Origin of the sequence: Pseudomonas sp. PD9R, from assembly GCF_019200975.1 — a bacterium.
Classification (GTDB): domain Bacteria; phylum Pseudomonadota; class Gammaproteobacteria; order Pseudomonadales; family Pseudomonadaceae; genus Aquipseudomonas.
This window is the reverse complement of the sequence record NZ_JAHTMR010000005.1, coordinates 174723-192500: the sequence shown is the minus strand read 5'-3', so window position 1 is coordinate 192500 and position 17778 is coordinate 174723. Positions and strand designations below refer to the sequence as shown.

At 57.1% G+C, this 17778-nt stretch carries 18 protein-coding genes and 1 pseudogene; 9 read left to right on the top strand and 10 right to left on the bottom strand.

Going from position 1 to position 17778, the window contains the following annotated elements; translation table 11 throughout:
• Window positions 1-54: 54 nt before the first annotated feature.
• The 4 genes from pssA to KUF73_RS12820 all read right to left on the bottom strand — a co-directional run bounded on the left by pssA (window position 55) and on the right by KUF73_RS12820 (window position 4341).
• Window positions 55-912 (bottom strand): CDP-diacylglycerol--serine O-phosphatidyltransferase, encoded by an 858-nt coding sequence (pssA, locus tag KUF73_RS12835; protein ID WP_218438407.1) that lies wholly within the window; start codon window positions 910-912, stop codon window positions 55-57.
• A 145-nt stretch (window positions 913-1057) separates the two neighbouring features.
• Window positions 1058-2074, bottom strand: coding sequence for a ketol-acid reductoisomerase (ilvC, locus tag KUF73_RS12830; protein WP_007948647.1), 1017 nt, complete (start codon window positions 2072-2074; stop codon window positions 1058-1060).
• Between the two features lie 48 nt (window positions 2075-2122).
• A complete protein-coding gene (gene ilvN / locus KUF73_RS12825; protein WP_003176102.1) occupies window positions 2123-2614 on the bottom strand; it encodes an acetolactate synthase small subunit in 492 nt (163 codons plus the stop codon).
• Between the two features lie 2 nt (window positions 2615-2616).
• The gene (locus KUF73_RS12820; RefSeq protein WP_218438406.1) at window positions 2617-4341 is read right to left on the bottom strand and encodes an acetolactate synthase 3 large subunit; all 1725 of its coding nucleotides are present in this window, start codon (window positions 4339-4341) and stop codon (window positions 2617-2619) included.
• A 400-nt stretch (window positions 4342-4741) separates the two neighbouring features.
• On the opposite strand from KUF73_RS12820, the gene KUF73_RS12815 reads away from it, so the two are divergent.
• Complete coding sequence (locus tag KUF73_RS12815; protein ID WP_218438405.1) at window positions 4742-5161, top strand: DUF4124 domain-containing protein; 420 nt, start codon at window positions 4742-4744, stop codon at window positions 5159-5161.
• A gap of 118 nt (window positions 5162-5279) precedes the next feature.
• Here KUF73_RS12815 and KUF73_RS12810 read toward each other — a convergent pair whose 3' ends face one another.
• The 3 genes from KUF73_RS12810 to mrcB are packed head-to-tail and all read right to left on the bottom strand — an operon-like array spanning window position 5280 to window position 8690.
• Window positions 5280-5615, bottom strand: a complete 336-nt coding sequence (locus tag KUF73_RS12810; protein WP_218438404.1) for a YqcC family protein — start codon at window positions 5613-5615, stop codon at window positions 5280-5282.
• Window positions 5615-6349, bottom strand: coding sequence for a M48 family metallopeptidase (locus tag KUF73_RS12805; RefSeq protein ID WP_218438403.1), 735 nt, complete (start codon window positions 6347-6349; stop codon window positions 5615-5617). The genes KUF73_RS12810 and KUF73_RS12805 overlap by 1 nt, the downstream gene beginning before the upstream one ends.
• Before the next feature lie 16 nt (window positions 6350-6365).
• Window positions 6366-8690: a penicillin-binding protein 1B gene (gene mrcB / locus KUF73_RS12800; RefSeq protein ID WP_218438402.1), complete on the bottom strand. Its 2325-nt coding sequence runs from the start codon at window positions 8688-8690 to the stop codon at window positions 6366-6368.
• Between the two features lie 115 nt (window positions 8691-8805).
• Between mrcB and KUF73_RS12795 the strand changes: the two genes are divergently transcribed.
• The 5 genes from KUF73_RS12795 (at window position 8806) to KUF73_RS12775 (ending at window position 12873) form a co-directional block, all read left to right on the top strand.
• Complete coding sequence (locus KUF73_RS12795; RefSeq protein ID WP_218438401.1) at window positions 8806-10362, top strand: bifunctional aminoglycoside phosphotransferase/ATP-binding protein; 1557 nt, start codon at window positions 8806-8808, stop codon at window positions 10360-10362.
• A gap of 90 nt (window positions 10363-10452) precedes the next feature.
• The gene (locus tag KUF73_RS12790) at window positions 10453-10797 is read left to right on the top strand and encodes a pentapeptide repeat-containing protein (RefSeq protein ID WP_218438400.1); all 345 of its coding nucleotides are present in this window, start codon (window positions 10453-10455) and stop codon (window positions 10795-10797) included.
• 296 nt (window positions 10798-11093) lie between these two features.
• Window positions 11094-11366 (top strand): TfoX/Sxy family protein, encoded by a 273-nt coding sequence (locus KUF73_RS12785; protein ID WP_007971093.1) that lies wholly within the window; start codon window positions 11094-11096, stop codon window positions 11364-11366.
• 16 nt (window positions 11367-11382) lie between these two features.
• A complete protein-coding gene (locus tag KUF73_RS12780) occupies window positions 11383-12192 on the top strand; it encodes a Crp/Fnr family transcriptional regulator (protein WP_218438399.1) in 810 nt (269 codons plus the stop codon).
• Window positions 12193-12555: 363 nt separating this feature from the next.
• On the top strand, window positions 12556-12873 hold the full coding sequence (locus tag KUF73_RS12775; protein WP_218438398.1) for a Rieske 2Fe-2S domain-containing protein: 318 nt from the start codon (window positions 12556-12558) through the stop codon (window positions 12871-12873).
• Here the strand turns inward: KUF73_RS12775 and sfsA are convergent.
• Both sfsA and KUF73_RS12765 read right to left on the bottom strand, forming a co-directional pair.
• Entirely contained in the window at window positions 12870-13583 is a 714-nt protein-coding gene (gene sfsA, locus KUF73_RS12770) for a DNA/RNA nuclease SfsA (protein WP_218438397.1), read from the bottom strand. The genes KUF73_RS12775 and sfsA overlap by 4 nt on opposite strands.
• Window positions 13583-14755, bottom strand: a complete 1173-nt coding sequence (locus KUF73_RS12765; protein ID WP_218438396.1) for a pyridoxal phosphate-dependent aminotransferase — start codon at window positions 14753-14755, stop codon at window positions 13583-13585. Before KUF73_RS12765 ends, sfsA begins: the two co-directional genes overlap by 1 nt.
• Window positions 14756-14968: 213 nt before the next feature.
• Between KUF73_RS12765 and KUF73_RS12760 the strand changes: the two are divergent.
• The 3 genes and pseudogenes from KUF73_RS12760 to KUF73_RS12750 all read left to right on the top strand — a co-directional run.
• Window positions 14969-15184, top strand: a pseudogene (locus KUF73_RS12760) (transposase); the annotation flags it as partial.
• Window positions 15184-15354: a hypothetical protein gene (locus tag KUF73_RS12755; RefSeq protein ID WP_218438395.1), complete on the top strand. Its 171-nt coding sequence runs from the start codon at window positions 15184-15186 to the stop codon at window positions 15352-15354. The pseudogene KUF73_RS12760 and the gene KUF73_RS12755, both read left to right, overlap by 1 nt.
• Before the next feature lie 110 nt (window positions 15355-15464).
• Complete coding sequence (locus KUF73_RS12750) at window positions 15465-16331, top strand: carboxylate/amino acid/amine transporter (protein WP_218438394.1); 867 nt, start codon at window positions 15465-15467, stop codon at window positions 16329-16331.
• Between the two features lie 70 nt (window positions 16332-16401).
• Here KUF73_RS12750 and KUF73_RS12745 read toward each other — a convergent pair whose 3' ends face one another.
• Entirely contained in the window at window positions 16402-17700 is a 1299-nt protein-coding gene (locus tag KUF73_RS12745; RefSeq protein WP_218438393.1) for a mechanosensitive ion channel family protein, read from the bottom strand.
• Window positions 17701-17778 lie beyond the last annotated feature (78 nt).

Here is a 17778-nt window from a genome sequence, read left to right as displayed (position 1 = left end):
GCAGCATTGGAGAACAGATGCACCAACAGACTGCGGAGTATGAGGGAAATTACATCACTCGACGGTTTTGCGCCGACGAAGATGTAACAAGTATTGCACCGGACCAGACGCTGCGTAGGCAAGGAAAACCAGCAGCAGAATACGCGGTGGATCACTGAACACTACGGCGAACACCAACACCACGGCAAGGATCGCCACGAAAGGCACACGCCCTTTCAGATCCAGCTCTTTGAAGCTGTTGTACTTGATGTTGCTGACCATCAACATGCCGGCCGCAGCGACCATCAGTGCAACCAGGAAGGACATCTTGGAACCCTGGATGCCGTAGTCACTGAACGCCCAGACGATCCCCGCTACAACACCCGCAGCTGCCGGGCTGGCCAGACCGATGAAGTAACGCTTGTCGGCGGTGCCGACCTGGGTATTGAAGCGCGCCAGACGAAGCGCCGCACCTGCCACATAGATGAAGGCGACCATCCAGCCAACCTTGCCCATGTCGCCCAAGGCCCAACCGAATGCCAACAATGCAGGTGCCACACCGAAGGCAACCATGTCCGACAGCGAGTCGTACTCGGCACCGAAGGCACTCTGGGTATTAGTCATGCGGGCAACACGGCCGTCGAGGCCGTCGAGCACCATGGCAACAAAGATCGCGATGGCAGCGAACGCAAAATACTTGCTCGCCCCGATCGAATCACCCGCACTCAAGGCACTCTGCGCACTCATGGAGTTGATGATGGAGTAGAACCCTGCGAACAGGTTCGCAGTGGTGAACAGGTTCGGCAGAAGATAGATACCACGATGCCGGACTTTACGGCCGTCAGCATCATGCCCTTCTTCGACATGTTCATCGATGGGCAGCAGGCTTTCGGCGTCAGAGGCCTTGTTTGGCTCTTCGGGACGTTCGCTCATGGACAATACCTTGCAACGGGGTGGAAAGTTTCGACAGATGCCTGCGACAACGGTTCGCTTCGCAAACGATGCAGCTTTATACCAGAACCGGCCAGCCAAACGAAAAAACGCGGCCTAGGCCGCGTTTTTCGTACAAGTGCGTGACTTAGTTTTTGGCTTTGTCGACGATCTTGTTGGCACCGATCCACGGCATCATGGAGCGCAGTTGCTCGCCGATGATTTCGATACCGTGAGCGGCGTTGTTACGACGCTTGGCGGTCATCGAAGGATAGCCGGTAGCGCCTTCACTGATGAACATCTTGGCGTATTCGCCATCTTGAATACGTTTCAGGGCGTTGCGCATGGCCTGACGGGACTCGGCGTTGATAACTTCCGGGCCCGTAACGTACTCGCCGTACTCGGCGTTGTTGGAGATCGAGTAGTTCATGTTGGCGATACCGCCTTCGTACATGAGGTCAACGATCAGCTTCAGTTCGTGCAGGCATTCGAAGTAGGCCATTTCCGGCGCGTAGCCAGCTTCAACCAGAGTTTCGAAACCGGCTTTAACCAGTTCAACGGTACCGCCGCACAGAACGGCTTGTTCGCCGAACAGGTCGGTTTCAGTCTCGTCCTTGAAGGTGGTTTCGATGATGCCGGTACGACCGCCACCAACGCCAGCAGCGTAGGACAGTGCAACGTTTTTAGCGTTGCCCGACGCGTCCTGGTAGATAGCGATCAGGTCAGGGATACCGCCGCCTTTCACGAACTCGGAACGCACGGTGTGGCCTGGAGCCTTCGGCGCGATCATGATCACGTCGAGGTCAGCGCGCGGCACAACCTGGTTGTAGTGGATCGCGAAACCGTGGGAGAAGGCCAGGGTGGCGCCTTTCTTGATGTTCGGTTCGATTTCGTTTTTGTACAGAGCGGACTGGAACTCGTCCGGGGTCAGAATCATGACCAGGTCGGCAGCTGCAACAGCGGAAGCAACGTCGGTCACTTTCAAGCCGTGAGCTTCGGCCTTGGCAACAGTGGCCGAACCTTTACGCAGGCCAACGGTAACGTCAACGCCGGAGTCTTTCAGGTTGCACGCTTGAGCGTGGCCTTGGGAACCGTAACCGATGATGGCAACTTTCTTGCCCTGGATGATCGACAGGTCGCAGTCTTTTTCGTAATAAACTTTCATGAAATTCCCCTATATATCCAGGCCGTTCAGGCCATTCGCTAATTTGGTTTAGATGCTGAGTACTTTGTCGCCGCGAGCAATGCCGGTCACGCCGCTACGGACGGTTTCCAGAATCGACGCAGTGCCGATGGACTGAATGAAGCTGTCGAGCTTGTCGCTGGTACCGGTCAATTGAACGGTATACACGCTGGCGCTGACATCGACGATCTGTCCACGGTAAATATCGGTGGTGCGTTTGATCTCGGCGCGCTGGGCGCCGGTAGCCTTGACCTTGACCAGCATCAGTTCACGCTCGATGTGAGCACTTTCCGACAGGTCGACCAATTTGACCACTTCGATCAGCTTGTTCAGGTTCTTGGTGATCTGCTCGATGACCTCATCGTGACCCACGGTGGTCAGCGTCAGACGCGACAGAGTCGGGTCTTCGGTTGGCGCCACGGTCAGGCTTTCGATGTTGTAGTTGCGCTGCGAGAACAGGCCGACTACACGGGACAAAGCGCCGGGTTCGTTTTCCAGAAGCAAGGAAATAATGTGCCGCATGATTAAGTACGCTCCGTCTTGCTCAGCCACATATCGCGCATGGAGCCGTCTTTGATCTGCATCGGGTAAACGTGCTCGTTGGCATCGACCTTGATATCAAGGAACACCAGGCGATCCTTCATGGCGAACGCTTCCTCCATCATCGGCTTCAAATCCTTCAAGTCGGTGATGCGCATGCCGACATGACCGTAGGCTTCGGCCAATTTGACGAAGTCGGGCAACGATTCCATGTAGGAATGCGAATGACGTGCGCCGTAGCTCATGTCCTGCCATTGACGGACCATGCCGAGCACGCCGTTGTTGAGCAGGATGATCTTCAGCGGCAAGCCATGCTGCAGGCAGGTCGACAGCTCCTGGATGTTCATCTGGATACTGCCTTCACCCGTCACACAGGCGACATCGGCTTCCGGGAAGTTCAGCTTCACGCCCATCGCCGCAGGCAAGCCGAAGCCCATCGTGCCCAAGCCACCGGAGTTGATCCAGCGATTCGGCTTATTGAAGCGGTAGTACTGCGCCGCATACATCTGATGTTGGCCGACGTCGGAGGACACATACGCATCGCCATGAGTCACTTCGCTGAGTGTCTCGATAACGGTCTGCGGTTTGATGATGCTGCCGTCACCCTTGTTGTAAGGGAACATGTCGCGATCACCACGCCACTCTTCAACTTGCTTCCACCAGGTAGCGACCGCTTCCTTGTTGGGGGTCTCGCCGATTTCCTTGAAGGTAGCGACCATTTCGGTCAATACGCTTTCCACCGGACCTACGATAGGAACGTCAGCCTTGATGGTTTTGGAGATCGAAGCCGGGTCGATGTCGATATGAATGATCTTGGCATTCGGGCAAAACTTTGCCGGGCCGTTGATCACACGATCATCGAAACGCGCGCCGACAGCGAGGATCACATCAGCATGGTGCATCGCCAGGTTGGCGGTGTAGCTGCCGTGCATACCGAGCATGCCGAGGAACTGGCGGTCGTTACCCGGATAAGCGCCAAGGCCCATCAGGGTATTAGTCACTGGCGCATTCAGCAGTTGAGCCAGTTCGGTCAACGGCGCGGAGCCGTTACCCATGATGACGCCGCCGCCGGCATAGATGATCGGCCGTTTGGCCGCCAACAGCATTTCCACGGCTTTGCGGATCTGGCCGGAATGACCACGAACCGCCGGGCTGTAGGAGCGCAGCTTGGCTTTTTTCGGGAAGATGTATTCGAACTTCTCGGCCGGGTTGGTCATGTCTTTCGGGATGTCGACCACGACCGGGCCAGGACGACCGGATTGCGCCAGGTAGAACGCCTTCTTCATGACTTCCGGGATTTCCGACGGATGCTTGATCATGAAGCTGTGTTTCACGATCGGCCGGGAGATACCGATCATGTCGGTTTCCTGGAAGGCATCGGTACCGACCATGGTGCTAGGCACCTGAGCGGTCAGGACCACCATCGGGATCGAGTCCATGTACGCCGTGGCGATACCGGTAATGACGTTGGTCGCGCCGGGACCGGAGGTCACCAGTACGACACCGGCCTTGCCGGTGGCACGCGCGTAGCCGTCAGCCATGTGAGTGGCTGCCTGCTCATGACGGACAAGAATATGTTGAACAGTCGGCTCTTTAAACAGCGCATCGTAGATATGCAGTGCGGCACCGCCCGGGTACCCATAGATATACTTGACGCCTTCGTCACGCAAAAAGCGGACGATCATTTCACCGCCAGATAAAAGCTCCACGTTGTCCACCTCTAAAACGCCAGAATACCGCCCACGAAAAATGGGACGGGTCTTAATAGGTTTACTTCTCAGCAGAGCATGAGCGACGGTGGTCGCCGACTACGTCAGCACTGACTGAGCAAGTATTGGGATCGTCCCAAGTGTTGCGGGGCTTTCCCACCCAGCGCGAGGTAACGCGTTGCGGGTGTAACAGGTCGGCGCGGGTGTGCGCCTCATGATCTGCCGAGTGGGCCTGCTTCTGGCAGTCCCTCTACAGCGGACTTTGGATTCTTCTGTTTCGTCCCCTGCAAGTCAAGTCGTCTATGTGCTTTATTGAACTAAGCACATGAGAAAGCAAGAAAAAACCGCGAAAGTGCATGTGTGTTAGCTTCAATTGCGCAACCAGAGACAAGGAAATGGCATGCGAACGTTTTTCCTGACCGCCGGACTGCTGCTTGGTCTGAGTCCCTTGAGCATGGCTGCTCAAATTTACAAATGGGTCGATGCCCAAGGCGTTACCCATTTCGATGCACAGCCGCCGCCAGGCCAGCAAGCCAACACCATCGTGACGCCCTCCCCACCTGCCAAACCGGCCACACCCACGAGCGGCCGCACGATTGGTGATCAACAGACCATCGACAACACTGTCAAAAAGCAGGTCGCCGAGCAGCAAGAACAATTGAAAGTGTTTTGTGAACAGGCACGAACGAATCTGGCGCAGTTACAGAACAACCCGCGGCTAAGAGAGGAAGTGGACGGAGAAATGCGTCGCCTGGATGACACTCAACGGCAAGAGCGCATCAGCGAAACGCAGAAACAGATCGCGGATAATTGCCAGTAAACACCTGTAGGAGCTGTCGAGTGAAACGAGGCTGCGATCTTTATAAAGAACAAAATCAAAAGATCGCAGCCTCGTTTCACTCGACAGCTCCTACAACAGCTCCTGCAAAAGATTGGGCTCAGCGGGCGGCGGTGATCAGTAAGTCGAAATCTTTGAGCAGTACCTGCAACTGTCGATCCTTGCCCTGAACATTACGGCCGGCGAAGACCATTTCGGCCATCTCCTGAATTCCCGAGGCATTGGGTAACGGCAGATCCTGCTCCAGAATCGCTTTCATGCGAGGCAGGAAGATCCATTGCAGCCATTGCTCGAAATCCAGCGTATCGACGGAAAAGGGTTCGACACTCGAAAGCGCTTCAGCGCTTGGCGTGACATCGTCCCACCAACCCTGGATCCGCAATTCACGCTCGATCAGTAGCAATTGATCGGCGATCTTCGAAAAACGTGGGTCCATCACGACGTTACCTTGGCCTTCTGACGCGCGAGTGCCGCGCCGGCAGAATCACCCTGCTTCTCACGCGCCTGAGCGATCAATTCCCACAGACTGGCCTGAAGTGCCGGACGACCGTTGGCGAAGGTCAGGCCACGGCGAGCGAATTGCTCGGCTTGCGGCGCATCGCCTTGAGCCATGCGCACTTGCGCCAGGCGATAAAGCACTTGCGGCTCCCGCGGCGCAACACGTTGCGCGCGCTCAAGGCTGGAAGAGGCGCCGTTGAGATCGCCACTGGACTGTTGCTGCTGAGCAGTGGTCAACAGAGCCAGTACCGGGCCGTCCAGTTGCTCGTCGGCGGACAGGCCGCCGGCGCTGGCCGACGGAATCCCGCTCGGCGTCGACGGCATGCTGTAGCTGCCCTGATCGATCGGCGCGGACTGAACCGGAGCGGTATCAATCGGCCCCGGCGTGATCGGGCCAGGAGTAATCGGTGTAGTGCTGATCGGCGTCGACGTTGTTGCGCCACCCCCTGGCACCATCACGACTACACCGGAATCACCTTGCGGAATTTCCTGCGCCTGGGCTTGTGCAGGACGCTTTACCGTCGTCTGACGGAAACCGCCATTCGCCGAAACCCGTTCACTGTTCGACACGCCGGTGCCGGAATCCACAACCGGAATCGAACCGCGCTGTACGGTGGAACAACCGCTGAGCAACGCCACGGCGGTAATCACTGGAATCAACCACTTGTTCACTTGAAACCCTCTTTGCTTAATTCATCCAGCCTTTGACCCAATCCATCACCGTTTCGCCGGAAGCAGGGCTTTCGCCACCACAAGCGGCGCCGGGAGGCGGTTCGCTGCCGCGAATATACGGCATCTGCACCGCACCTGGGCAGTTGGCATCAGAGCCTTGTCCGGTGCGCGAATCGACCCAGGCCTGAACGATGTTATCCGGCTGCGGCATGTCCAGCGGTAGCGGGTCAGCCTTACGCATGAAGCTTGTCCAGACCTGCAAGGCACCGGTAGCGCCCGTGAACGGTGTCTTGCCGTTGTCATCGCGCCCCAGCCAAACCACCGCTAGCAAATCCTGGCTGAAACCGGCGAACCAGCTGTCCCGAGAGTCGTTACTGGTGCCGGTTTTGCCGGCCAGGGTCAAGGTTTTCGGTAGCACGTTATAAACCGAGCTGCCGGTGCCTTCACGCATGACTCGCTGCATGGCGCTCTGGATCAGATAAATAGACGCAGGGTCGAAACGCTGCTGAATCTGGAAAGGATAACGCTTGAGCGGTTCGCCTTCGGCCGTCAGCACGCTGCGAATCCCGCGCATCGGCGTGTTGAAACCACCATTGGCGAGTGTCTGGTACATGGTTGCGACTTCAATCGGGGTCATGCCACCCGCACCCAGCAGCATCGACGGGAATGCCGGGAACTCGCGGCTGACACCCAAACGCCCCAGCGTCTTCAGCACATTCGGTACGCCCACCGCCAAGCCGAGGCGTGCGGTCGACAGGTTGTAGGAATGCGCCAACCCCTGATAAAGGAAGACCGTGCCATGGGAGCGACGATCATAGTTCTGTGGTTTCCAGACCTGACCGTCAGCACCCTTGACCGAGAAGGATTCGTCTGACAGCCAACTGGTCAATGTGTACTGGCTTGGCTTCTCAAGCGCTGTCAGATAAACCGCCGGCTTGATCAACGAACCGATCGGTCGCACAGCATCCAGCGCACGGTTGAAACCGGCAAAACTGGCCTGGCGGCTACCAATCATGGCCTGCACTTCACCGGTTTCCGGGTTGGTTACGACCATGGCCGCTTCAACGTCATCGGAGCCTTTGCGTCCAGACAGACGCTTGAAGGTGTCGTTGACTGACGCTTCGGCCTTCATCTGCAGGATAGGGTCGAAGCTGGTGAAGATGCGCAGGCCTTCTTCGGTCAGGTCTTCGTCGCGATAGTCTTCGCGCAGTTGACGCTTGACCAGATCGAGGAAACCAGGGAACGAGCTGTCCGCCAGACTGCCGCGCTTGGTCACGCCCAATGGCATTTTCTTCGCGGCTTCGACCTGTTCAGCCGTGGCAACGCCCTGTTCTTGCAACACATCAAGCACCAGGTTACGTCGCTCCAGAGCACGCTCTGGGTAACGGCGCGGGTTATAGGAGGACGGCCCTTTGACCATACCCACCAACAGCGCGACTTGATGCAGCTTCAGCTCGGACAGCGGTTGACTGAAGAAGAACTGGCTGGCCAGACCGAAACCGTGCACCGCACGCTGACCGTCCTGACCGATAAACACCTCGTTGAGGTACGCCTCAAGGATTTCACGCTTGTCGTAATGCAGTTCAAGCAGCAGCGCCATCATCGCTTCGGTCAGCTTGCGGCTCAGGCTGCGCTCGTTGGTCAGGTAGAAGTTTTTGACCAACTGCTGAGTCAGCGTACTGCCACCCTGACGCATCCGGCCCGACGAGCCGTTGACCCAGATTGCCCGAGCAATCGACTTCGGCGAGACGCCAAAGTGATGATAAAAATCGCGATCCTCGACGGCCACCAAGGTATCGAGCAAATACGGCGGCACCTGATCGATCTTGATCAGAATCCGGTCTTCGAGGTTTTTCGGGTAAAGGCCACCGATCAGCAGCGGTTCCAGACGCACCACCGACAGTTTCGTACCATTGGTCGCCGACAGTTCCGCGACGTAGTCACCGGAGAACCGCACGCGCACCGGCTGAGCCTGTTCCATCCCTTCATAGAACTGGAAGCCGCGGGTATTCAGATCAACGGTATTGCCGTTGACCGACGCCGCGCCCGGACCGTTGGCCACGCCTTCACGGCGATAACCCAAGGCATCCAGCTCGGTCAGAAAGTCATCCCGGCTGAGCTTTTGTCCGACGAACAGCTCGAGCGGACGCGCGTAAACCTTGGCCGGAATGGTCCAGCGCTTGCCGGAGAACTTCTCCTGCACGATGGCATCGAGGTAAACCGCGAACCCTGCCAGCACCACAAGGCCGACGAGGCTGAGTTTAAGGGCCCAGCCCAGCCAAGGCCGCAAGCCTTTGGAGGGTGGTTTTTTTGGGGTACGGGGAGATCGGGTACGAGTCATGGCGGCGGATTATACGCACTTTATTCATACTCAACAGGAGCCCGCCGAGTTTGCGTTAGGCTGGCTAGCCGCCATAATGGCGGCCTGAATTTTTCCAGACTCTGAAGGATCGCCTGTGAGCCAGTCCCTGATCGCCGCCCTGCAAAACCCGGCCCTCTATCCGCATCCAGTAGAGGCTTTCCAGCTCATCGAAACCCATATTTCCTGGGTGCTGCTGACCGGCCCCTACGCTTATAAAGTGAAGAAGCCGGTGAACTTCGGCTTCCTCGACTTCACCAGCCTTGAGGCTCGCGAGCATTTCACCGGCGAAGAGCTGCGCCTGAATCAGCGCCTGACCCAGGATCTTTACCTCGAAGTGTTGCCAATTACCGGCAGTGCCGAAGCCCCACAATTTGGTGGCGATGGCCCGGTTGTCGAATACGCCCTGAAGATGCGTCAGTTCCCACAAAGCCAGTTGCTCAGCACGCTGCAAGCCAATGGCGAATTGACCACCGCCCACGTCGACGCGATGGCAGAACAAATCGCCCGGTTCCACCTCAACGCACCGAAAGTCTCGGCCGAACATGAAGCCGGCACGCCGGACAGCGTCATGGCTCCCGTGCTGCAAAATTTCGATCAAATCCGCCCGTTCCTCAGCGACAAGGCCGACCTGCTGCAACTGGACGCTCTGCAAGCCTGGGCCGAGAGCAGCTTTGAGCGCCTCAAGCCACTATTAATGCAGCGCAAGGCTGACGGTTTCATCCGCGAATGCCACGGCGACATCCATTTGGGCAACATCACGCTGATCGACGGCAATGTCGTGATCTTCGACTGCATCGAATTCAACGAACCCTTCCGCTTCACTGATGTATATGCCGACACCGCGTTCCTGGCGATGGACCTGGAAGACCGTGGCCTGAAGTCCCTGGCACGCCGCTTCATCAGCCAATACCTGGAGCTGACCGGCGATTACCAGGGCCTGGAACTGCTGAACTTCTATAAAGCCTACCGCGCCCTGGTTCGCGCCAAAGTCACCTTGTTCACCATGCCGGCCGACGCCAATCCGGTGCAGCGCGCAACCTCCCTGCGCCAGTACCGGACTTACGCCAACCTGGCGGAAAGCTACAGCACCATTCCTTCGCGCTTCATGGCTATCACCCACGGTGTTTCCGCCGTTGGCAAAAGCCACGTAGCAATGCGCCTGGTGGAAGCGTTGGGGGCCATTCGACTGCGCTCCGATGTGGAACGCAAACGCCTGTTCGGCGAGCAAACCGTTCAGAACGACGTGCAGGCCGGTATATATAGTGCCGATGCCAGTTCCGCGACCTACGATCGCCTGCATGAGGTTGCTGCCGTGATCCTGCATGCAGGGTTCCCGGTAGTGATTGATGCCACTTACCTCAAACGCGACCAGCGTGATAGCGCGGCAAAAATTGCCGAAGCGACCGGCACGCCCTTCCTGATCCTCGATTGCAACGCACCGCAGGCTGTGATCGAAAGCTGGCTGGCCTTGCGTCAAGCAGACAAAAACGATCCATCCGACGCCACCCTGGCGGTTATCGAAGCCCAGCAAGCCAGTCGTGAAGCCCTGACACCCGCGGAAATTCTGTGCAGCAAACGCGTCCAGACCAATGAAAGCGGAACCCTCGACACCGTTGTCGCGCAGATTCGTCAACGCCTGCCAGGACTGTAAAAAGTATTTCAGTCGTGAAGCCTTCGCCGGCTTCACGGCTGTCAAATAGTGGCACTATACTGGCGTCATAAAACCAACAGGTGATGTGACATGAACCAGCCGAAACTTCTCGATACGCCGCTTTATGCCTTATTGCACAAAGACGACATCACAGGTTTCAACAAAGAACGCCCCAAGGACGGACCTATCGACATGGTCGGTGGCGACTTTCGCGGCCTGGATCTTCGTGAGTTGAATGCTGATGGTGTCGACTTCAGCGATGCTTATTTCCGCTCCGCCGATTTACGTGGCATCGACTTTCGTAACGCCTCGCTCGAAGGCGCGAGTCTGGCCCACGCGCAGATCTCCGGCGCCTACTTTCCTGTAGAACTGAGCGCTGACGAAATTCTGATGTCGATGAATTTCGGTACACGCCTGCGTTATCGCACCCGCTAAAATCCGCAACACTTCCCGGTTACGACGCAATCCCTGTGGGAGCGAGCTTGCTCGCGAAGGTCGTGTGACATTCAACATTGATGTCGATTGACACTACGTCTTCGCGAGCAAGCTCGCTCCCACAGTGATTGCGTTGCCTTCCTCTACTGCGCTCGCAGATATTTCCCTTCTCTCCAGACATCTGCTTCTTAGAAGCTTTTGCGTCCAAAACGACCAAACAATCACGCTTTTCCTACTGATGGCTACACTCCTCAGAAGCTTGCCCACGCACCATTCGGCCATCGCAAGGAGGCTTGATGAATGATGAACTGCAACACCTGAAAAATCTTGGCAAGACGTCAGCGCAGTGGCTGCATGCCGTGGGCATCCACAGCGCTTCGGACTTGCGTCGCCTGGGGGCGGTGGACGCTTATCGGGCCGTGCGTACGCGCGGGTTTCGGGCGTCCAAGGTGTTGTTGTATGCAATCGAAGGCGCTCTGATGGATGTGCACTGGAATGACATTCCCGCCGAACGCAAGGAAGCCCTGAACAAACAGCTGGAAGCTATCTCGTCACGCCACAAGAATTGAACGAGTACCGCTCGCCATGTATTTACTTGGGGAACAACCGGCCTACGCCGACGCACTGATCAATAGACTGCAAAATATTCCTGGCAGGCTGCTGGAGGGTTTGGCACCTTGCGGCCCATCCATCGAGTTCTCCGCCGTCGACGACCTCACCGCCGCATTACCCGACGATCAACTGTTCATCCTGGAAAATGGGCTGCTGCATGGATGCATCGAGAATCGTGCCCTGTTTTATCTGCACGAAGGCGATCTGATCGGGTTGCGCCAGGACATGGAATTGCCGCGTTGCCGCTTGCGCAGTGACAACCCGCTGGCGTTGATACCCTACCTGCGATCTGCGGTTTTCCAACATATCTACGCCAACCCGCAGCGTTCGGAGTTGTTCCTGCAATACATGGCAGGCCAGACCGCCTTGCTGTCCGACGCCGTGGCGCGCCTCAAGCAACCGGAGTTTCGAAGCACCAACGGCTTCCAGCGCGTCGCCAGTGGCGAAGTGCTCATCCAGCAAGGCGATGAAGCGGACCATGTCTTTGTCATTATCGATGGTCACGCCGAAGCGTTTGTCGACGGACTGAAAGTCGGCGATGTACCCAAGGACGAAATCTTCGGCGCCATGGCCGTGTTCACCGGTGAGAAACGCAACGCCAGCGTCATCACTCGCGAGCCAAGCACCATCATGCGCATTCCCAAGGATCAGTTTCTGGGCCTGGCCCAAAGTAATCCAAAGATCGCCAGCAGCTTGATCGAGAGCATGGCCAGGCGCATCGACCTACTGAACAAGCAAATCATCCAACTGAGCGCACTGAAAACGACAAGCAAGCCTCAATGATTACAAGGACTTGCAGTGGGAGAGCGACACGACCCCAACAAATCAAAAATCATCTGTTGACTTGGTAATGAGAATCGCTATGATTATCACAACTGGTCGCGAGACTAGTGGATTTTCTGAAAAGCCCTTGGTTCGGACTCTCAGATTATCTCCTCATCAGGCTAATCACGGTTATTTGACCCGGCTCTTGCCGGGTCTTTTTTTGCCCGCTGAAAAGTCGACCGGGCGGCGATTAAACAGGTCACGTATCCTAGGCATCCTGCAGCCGTACTCAATCGGCATCTCCGCCGTTTGATCACTGCATGCGCATGAACACCAAGCTCGCGCGCCTGTGCTCACGAGCCGTGTGACCTGAGGATAACCATGAAATTTCTGTGTGCCGGCATTGAGCTGGCCGACGCCAGCAGCCGCGGATTTGAGGTCAATGGGCAAAAGTTGTTTGCCGTGCGCCGAGACGGGCTGGTGTACGTTTATGTCAATCGCTGCCCGCACCGTGGCGTCGGGCTGGAATGGACCCCTGACCAGTTTCTCGACCCTAGCAACAGCCTCATCCAGTGCGCCACTCACGGTGCCCTGTTTCTCATCGAGGATGGTGAATGCGTAGCCGGCCCATGTGCAGGCCAATCGCTGACCCGCATTGATTGTCGCGAGGACGCACAAGGAATCTGGGTCCGTATTTAGTTGCCGAGCAACACGCCCAGCCGACGATCCACCACCATCTCTTCATGGCTCAGGCGCACGCCGTAGGCCAGCACTTCGACGCCGCACGCCACCGCTTCGCGCAACGCCTCGGCATAGGCCGAATCAATTTCTTCGGCAGGCCGTACGGCGTCGATACCCGTCAAGTTCACGCAGTACAACTGCACTGCACGGATTCCGTCCCGAGCCAAATGGGCCAGTTCACGCAAATGCTTGGCCCCCCGCTGCGTCACGGCATCGGGAAACGCTGCGACCGATGAACCTTCGAACCCCAAAGTGACACTTTTGACCTCAACATAAGCCGGGCCATCGGGGTAATCGAGGCGAAAATCGACGCGGCTGTTTTCCTGGCCGTAAGCGACTTCGCGTTTCAGCCCAGTGAAACCGTTCAGCTCGGTGATGAATCCGGCAAGTAGTGCTTCTTCGATCAAACCGTTGGCCCGGCCGGTATTCACACAAAACTGCCGTCCGTGCGGGGTTTCGCCAATTTCCCAAGTGCCTGGCAACTTACGCTTGGGGTCATTGGAGCGACTGAACCAGACCTGGCCGCCTTCCACCTGGCAATTGAGCATCGAGCCGGTATTGGGGCAATGAATGGTGAGTAACTCGCCGCTAACGGTTTCGATATCGGCGAGAAAACGCTTGTAACGACGAATCAGGCGACCTTCTTCCAGTGGGGGATGAAAACGCATCAGCCTTGCCAACTCCGTAGACCGCGACCGATTCGCTCTACCGCTTCCTGAAGGCGTTCGAGGCTCTGGGTATAGGCAAACCGAACATGATGCCCAGCCTGATAGCGCCCGAAATCCAGCCCTGGAGTAATCGCAACGTGCTCGGTTTCGAGGAAATGTCGGCAGAACGCGAAGGCATCACCGCCGAAACTGCTGATATCCGCATACAAGTAAAACGCCCCTTCAGGCTCCACGGCGATCCCAAAGCCCAATTCGCGCAGGGCGGGCAAAAGGAAATCCCGCCGCCGACCGAATTCGGCGCGGCGCTCCTCCAGAATGGCGATCGTATCTGGCTCGAAGCATGCCAGGGCAGCATGCTGGGCCATGCTCGGCGCACTGATGTAGAGGTTCTGCGCGAGTTTTTCCAGATCACCAACCGCTGCATCGGGCGCTACCAGCCAGCCGAGTCGCCAGCCGGTCATGCCGAAATATTTGGAAAAACTGTTCAGCACAAAGGCGCTGTCATCGACTTCCAGCACGCTGGCGGCATCAGTGCCATAGGTCAGGCCATGATAGATCTCGTCCACCACCAAATGGCCGTGGCGCTGCTTGATTGCGGTAGACAACCCCGCCAGTTCGTCGCGGGTCAGAATTGTCCCGGTCGGGTTGGCGGGGGACGCCACCAGCGCGCCAACACTGTCGTGATCCCAATGACGCTCAACCAGATCAGGCGTCAGTTGATACCGTACGTCCGGACCGACAGGCACAAGCTGCGCGGCCCCTTCCACCAGACGCAGAAAATGCCGGTTGCACGGATAACCCGGATCCGCCAGCAGCCAGTGCTTGCCCGGATCCACCAGCAAAGCGCTGGCAAGCAGCAACGCGCCAGAACCGCCCGGCGTGATGAGGATGCGCTGTGGGTCAATGTTCAAACCATAACGTTGCTGATAAAAGCCTGAAATGGCCTCACGCAGTTCTGGAATACCGCGCGCGGCGGTATAACGGGTTTTCCCTGCTGTCAGTGCGGCCTGGCCGGCCCGGATGATCGGTTCGGCGGTGGTAAAGTCCGGCTCGCCGATTTCCAGGTGGATCACGTCGTGGCCGGCCGCCTGCAATTCATTGGCCCGCGCCAGCAACGCCATGACATGGAAAGGTTCGATCGCGCGACTGCGAGCACTGTAGGACTGAGCCATTGGCCTTCCTTCAACGGGGAAAAGAATCAATTCTACCCAAGCTCAGGAACGAGCGAGAAGCTAAAGCGGTCAGAGGCGTTATAACCCAGACCGAAAACGACTCAGGCGAGTACCCAAGGTTTGACTAAAATCAATAATTGAGCAGCGCTCCAGAGCCACCAGACGGCGCTTTGCCACTCCTGTCTCTTATACACATCTCCGAGCCCACGAGAYGCTCATGAAAGCGAAATACCTGCTCTGATCCAGTTTGCCAAACGGCTAAAGGCTTACTGGCGGGGCATCGTGAGTCGGGTTCGCTGGCCGATGCACACCGGTCAGTTGGAAGGAATAAACAATCGAATAAAGGTCATCAAGCGGATGGCGTACGGTTACCGGGATAGCGAATTCTTTTTCATGAAGATCAAGAGCGTCTTTCCCGGCAATCCGTGATGAACCTTTTTTTTGCCTGCGATTTGCTGGATTCGCATGAATCTGTAGGAGCCGAGTTTGCTCGCGATGGCGGTGTATCAGCCGACATCATTGTTGATGGACACACCGCCATCGCGAGCAAGCTCGGCTCCTACAGGGGGCATGTGTCATTCGCCATCGATGGCGACTGACAGTCCGTATTCGCGAGCAAGCCTGTTCCCACAAGGGTTTTGTATTGTTTGACTGTTCGCGATCAACGGCAAAACCCGCTATCGTCGCCGCCATTCAAAACGAGGCGAGCATGGGCTATCTACTTTTTGTCACGCTGATCCAGGCGTTTTCCTTCAGTTTGATCGGCGAATACCTGGCCGGTCACGTCGACAGTTATTTCGCGGTGCTGGTGCGTGTGCTACTGGCGGGACTGGTGTTTATTCCGCTGACGCGCTGGCGCTCGGTAGAACCGGCATTCATGCGCGGCATGTTGTTGATCGGTGCGTTGCAGTTTGGTGTGACTTACGTCTGCCTGTATCTGAGTTTTCGGGTGTTGACCGTGCCGGAAGTGCTGCTGTTTACCATCCTTACACCGCTGCACGTGACCCTGATTGAAGACGCGCTGAACCGTCGCTTCAACCCATGGGCACTGGTCGCGGCACTGGTGGCGGTGGCGGGGGCAGCGGTGATTCGCTACGACCGGATCAACCCGGACTTCTTCATGGGTTTCCTGCTGCTGCAACTGGCCAATTTCACCTATGCAGCCGGGCAAGTACTCTATAAACACCTCGTGGCTCGCCATCCGAGCGAACTGCCGCACTATCGGCGATTCGGCTATTTCTACCTCGGCGCGTTGGCAGTGGCATTGCCGGCATTCTTGCTGTTCGGAAAACAGAATTTCTTGCCCGAAGCCCCCCTGCAGTGGGGCGTGCTGGTCTTCCTCGGTCTGGTCTCGACCGCGCTCGGGTTGTACTGGTGGAACAAGGGGGCTTGCCTGGTGAGTGGCGGGACGCTGGCGGTGATGAACAACCTGCATGTGCCAGTGGGGTTGCTGATCAATTTGCTGATCTGGAACCAGCATGAAGAGCTGGGGCGGCTGTTCTTGGGTGGCTCGGTGATTCTGGCGGCGGTTTGGGTAAGCCGATTGGGTATCAGGCCACACGCCAAACCAATGTAGGAGCTGGCGCAAACTGCGATTTTTTGATCTTGAACTCTTAAAGGCAAAAGATCGCAGCCTTCGGCAGCTCCTACATGATGTGTTTTTCGGCCTCTGGGATGTGGCTCGCCCCCAGCATTGCGGGCAACAACCCAGCCCGCAAATCCGCCCCGCTCGGCTGCTGATAAAGGCTCAAGCCAAACTCCGGCAATACCGCCAGCAAGTAGTCGAAAATATCCCCCTGAATCCGCTCGTAATCGGCCCACACCGTGGTGCGGGTGAAACAGTAGATTTCCAGCGGAATCCCTTGAGCCGTGGTTTGCATCTGTCGAACCATGCAGGTCATGTTCGGCTGGATGTCCGGATGGCTCTTCAGATACGCCAAGGCATAGGCTCGAAAGGTCCCGATATTGGTCATCCTACGGCGGTTGGCCGACATCGCCGCGACGCTGCCCTGAGCTTCGTTCCACGCCTTGAGTTCGGCCTTCTTGCGGCTCATGTAGTCGGTCAGCAGATGCACCTGGGTCAGTTTCAGCTCTTCGTCATCGCGGATGAAGCGCACACCGCTGGCGTCGATAAACAGGCTGCGCTTGATCCGCCGCCCCCCGGATTGCTGCATGCCACGCCAGTTTTTGAACGACTCGGACATCAGGCGCCAGGTCGGAATCGACACGATCGTCTTATCGAAATTCTGCACCTTGACGGTGTGCAGCGTGATGTCCACCACGTCGCCATCGGCACCGACTTGCGGCATTTCGATCCAGTCACCAACCCGCAGCATGTCGTTGCTGGTCAACTGCACGCTGGCAACGAACGACAGCAGGGTGTCCTTGTAGACCAACAGAATCACCGCCGACATCGCGCCCAGGCCCGACAGCAACAACAGCGGTGAACGGTCGATCAGTGTGGCGACGATGATGATCGCGCCAAACACGTACAAAACCATTTTTGCCAGTTGCACATAGCCTTTGATCGAGCGCGTTCGGGCGTGTTCGGTGCGGGCATAGATGTCCAGCAAGGCATTGAGCAGGGCAGTGATGGACAGCAGCAGGAATAGAATGGTGAACGCCAGGGCGACGTTGCCGAGGAACACCATTGCCGTTTTGCTCAGTTCCGGCACCAGGTGCAGGCCGAACTGGATCACCAATGAAGGCGTCATCTGCGCCAGGCGCTGGAACACCTTGTTTTGACGCAAGTCGTTTAGCCAATACAACGCCGGTTGGCGGCCGAGCAATTTGACGGCATGCAGGATCAGATAACGCGCCGCTCGTCCGAGGGTCAGCGCAATCACCAGCAAAACCATCAGCGCCAGGCTGGAATGCAGGAGCGGGTGTTGATCAAGAGCGCCCCAAAGGTCTTGGGCATCGAGCCAGAGCTGTTTCATATCCATGGGCAAAAACGATTCTTCTATAAGGCGCGAGTGGCGATTAGAGCATTTAAGACGCTTTGTATTACCGTCGGGGACAAA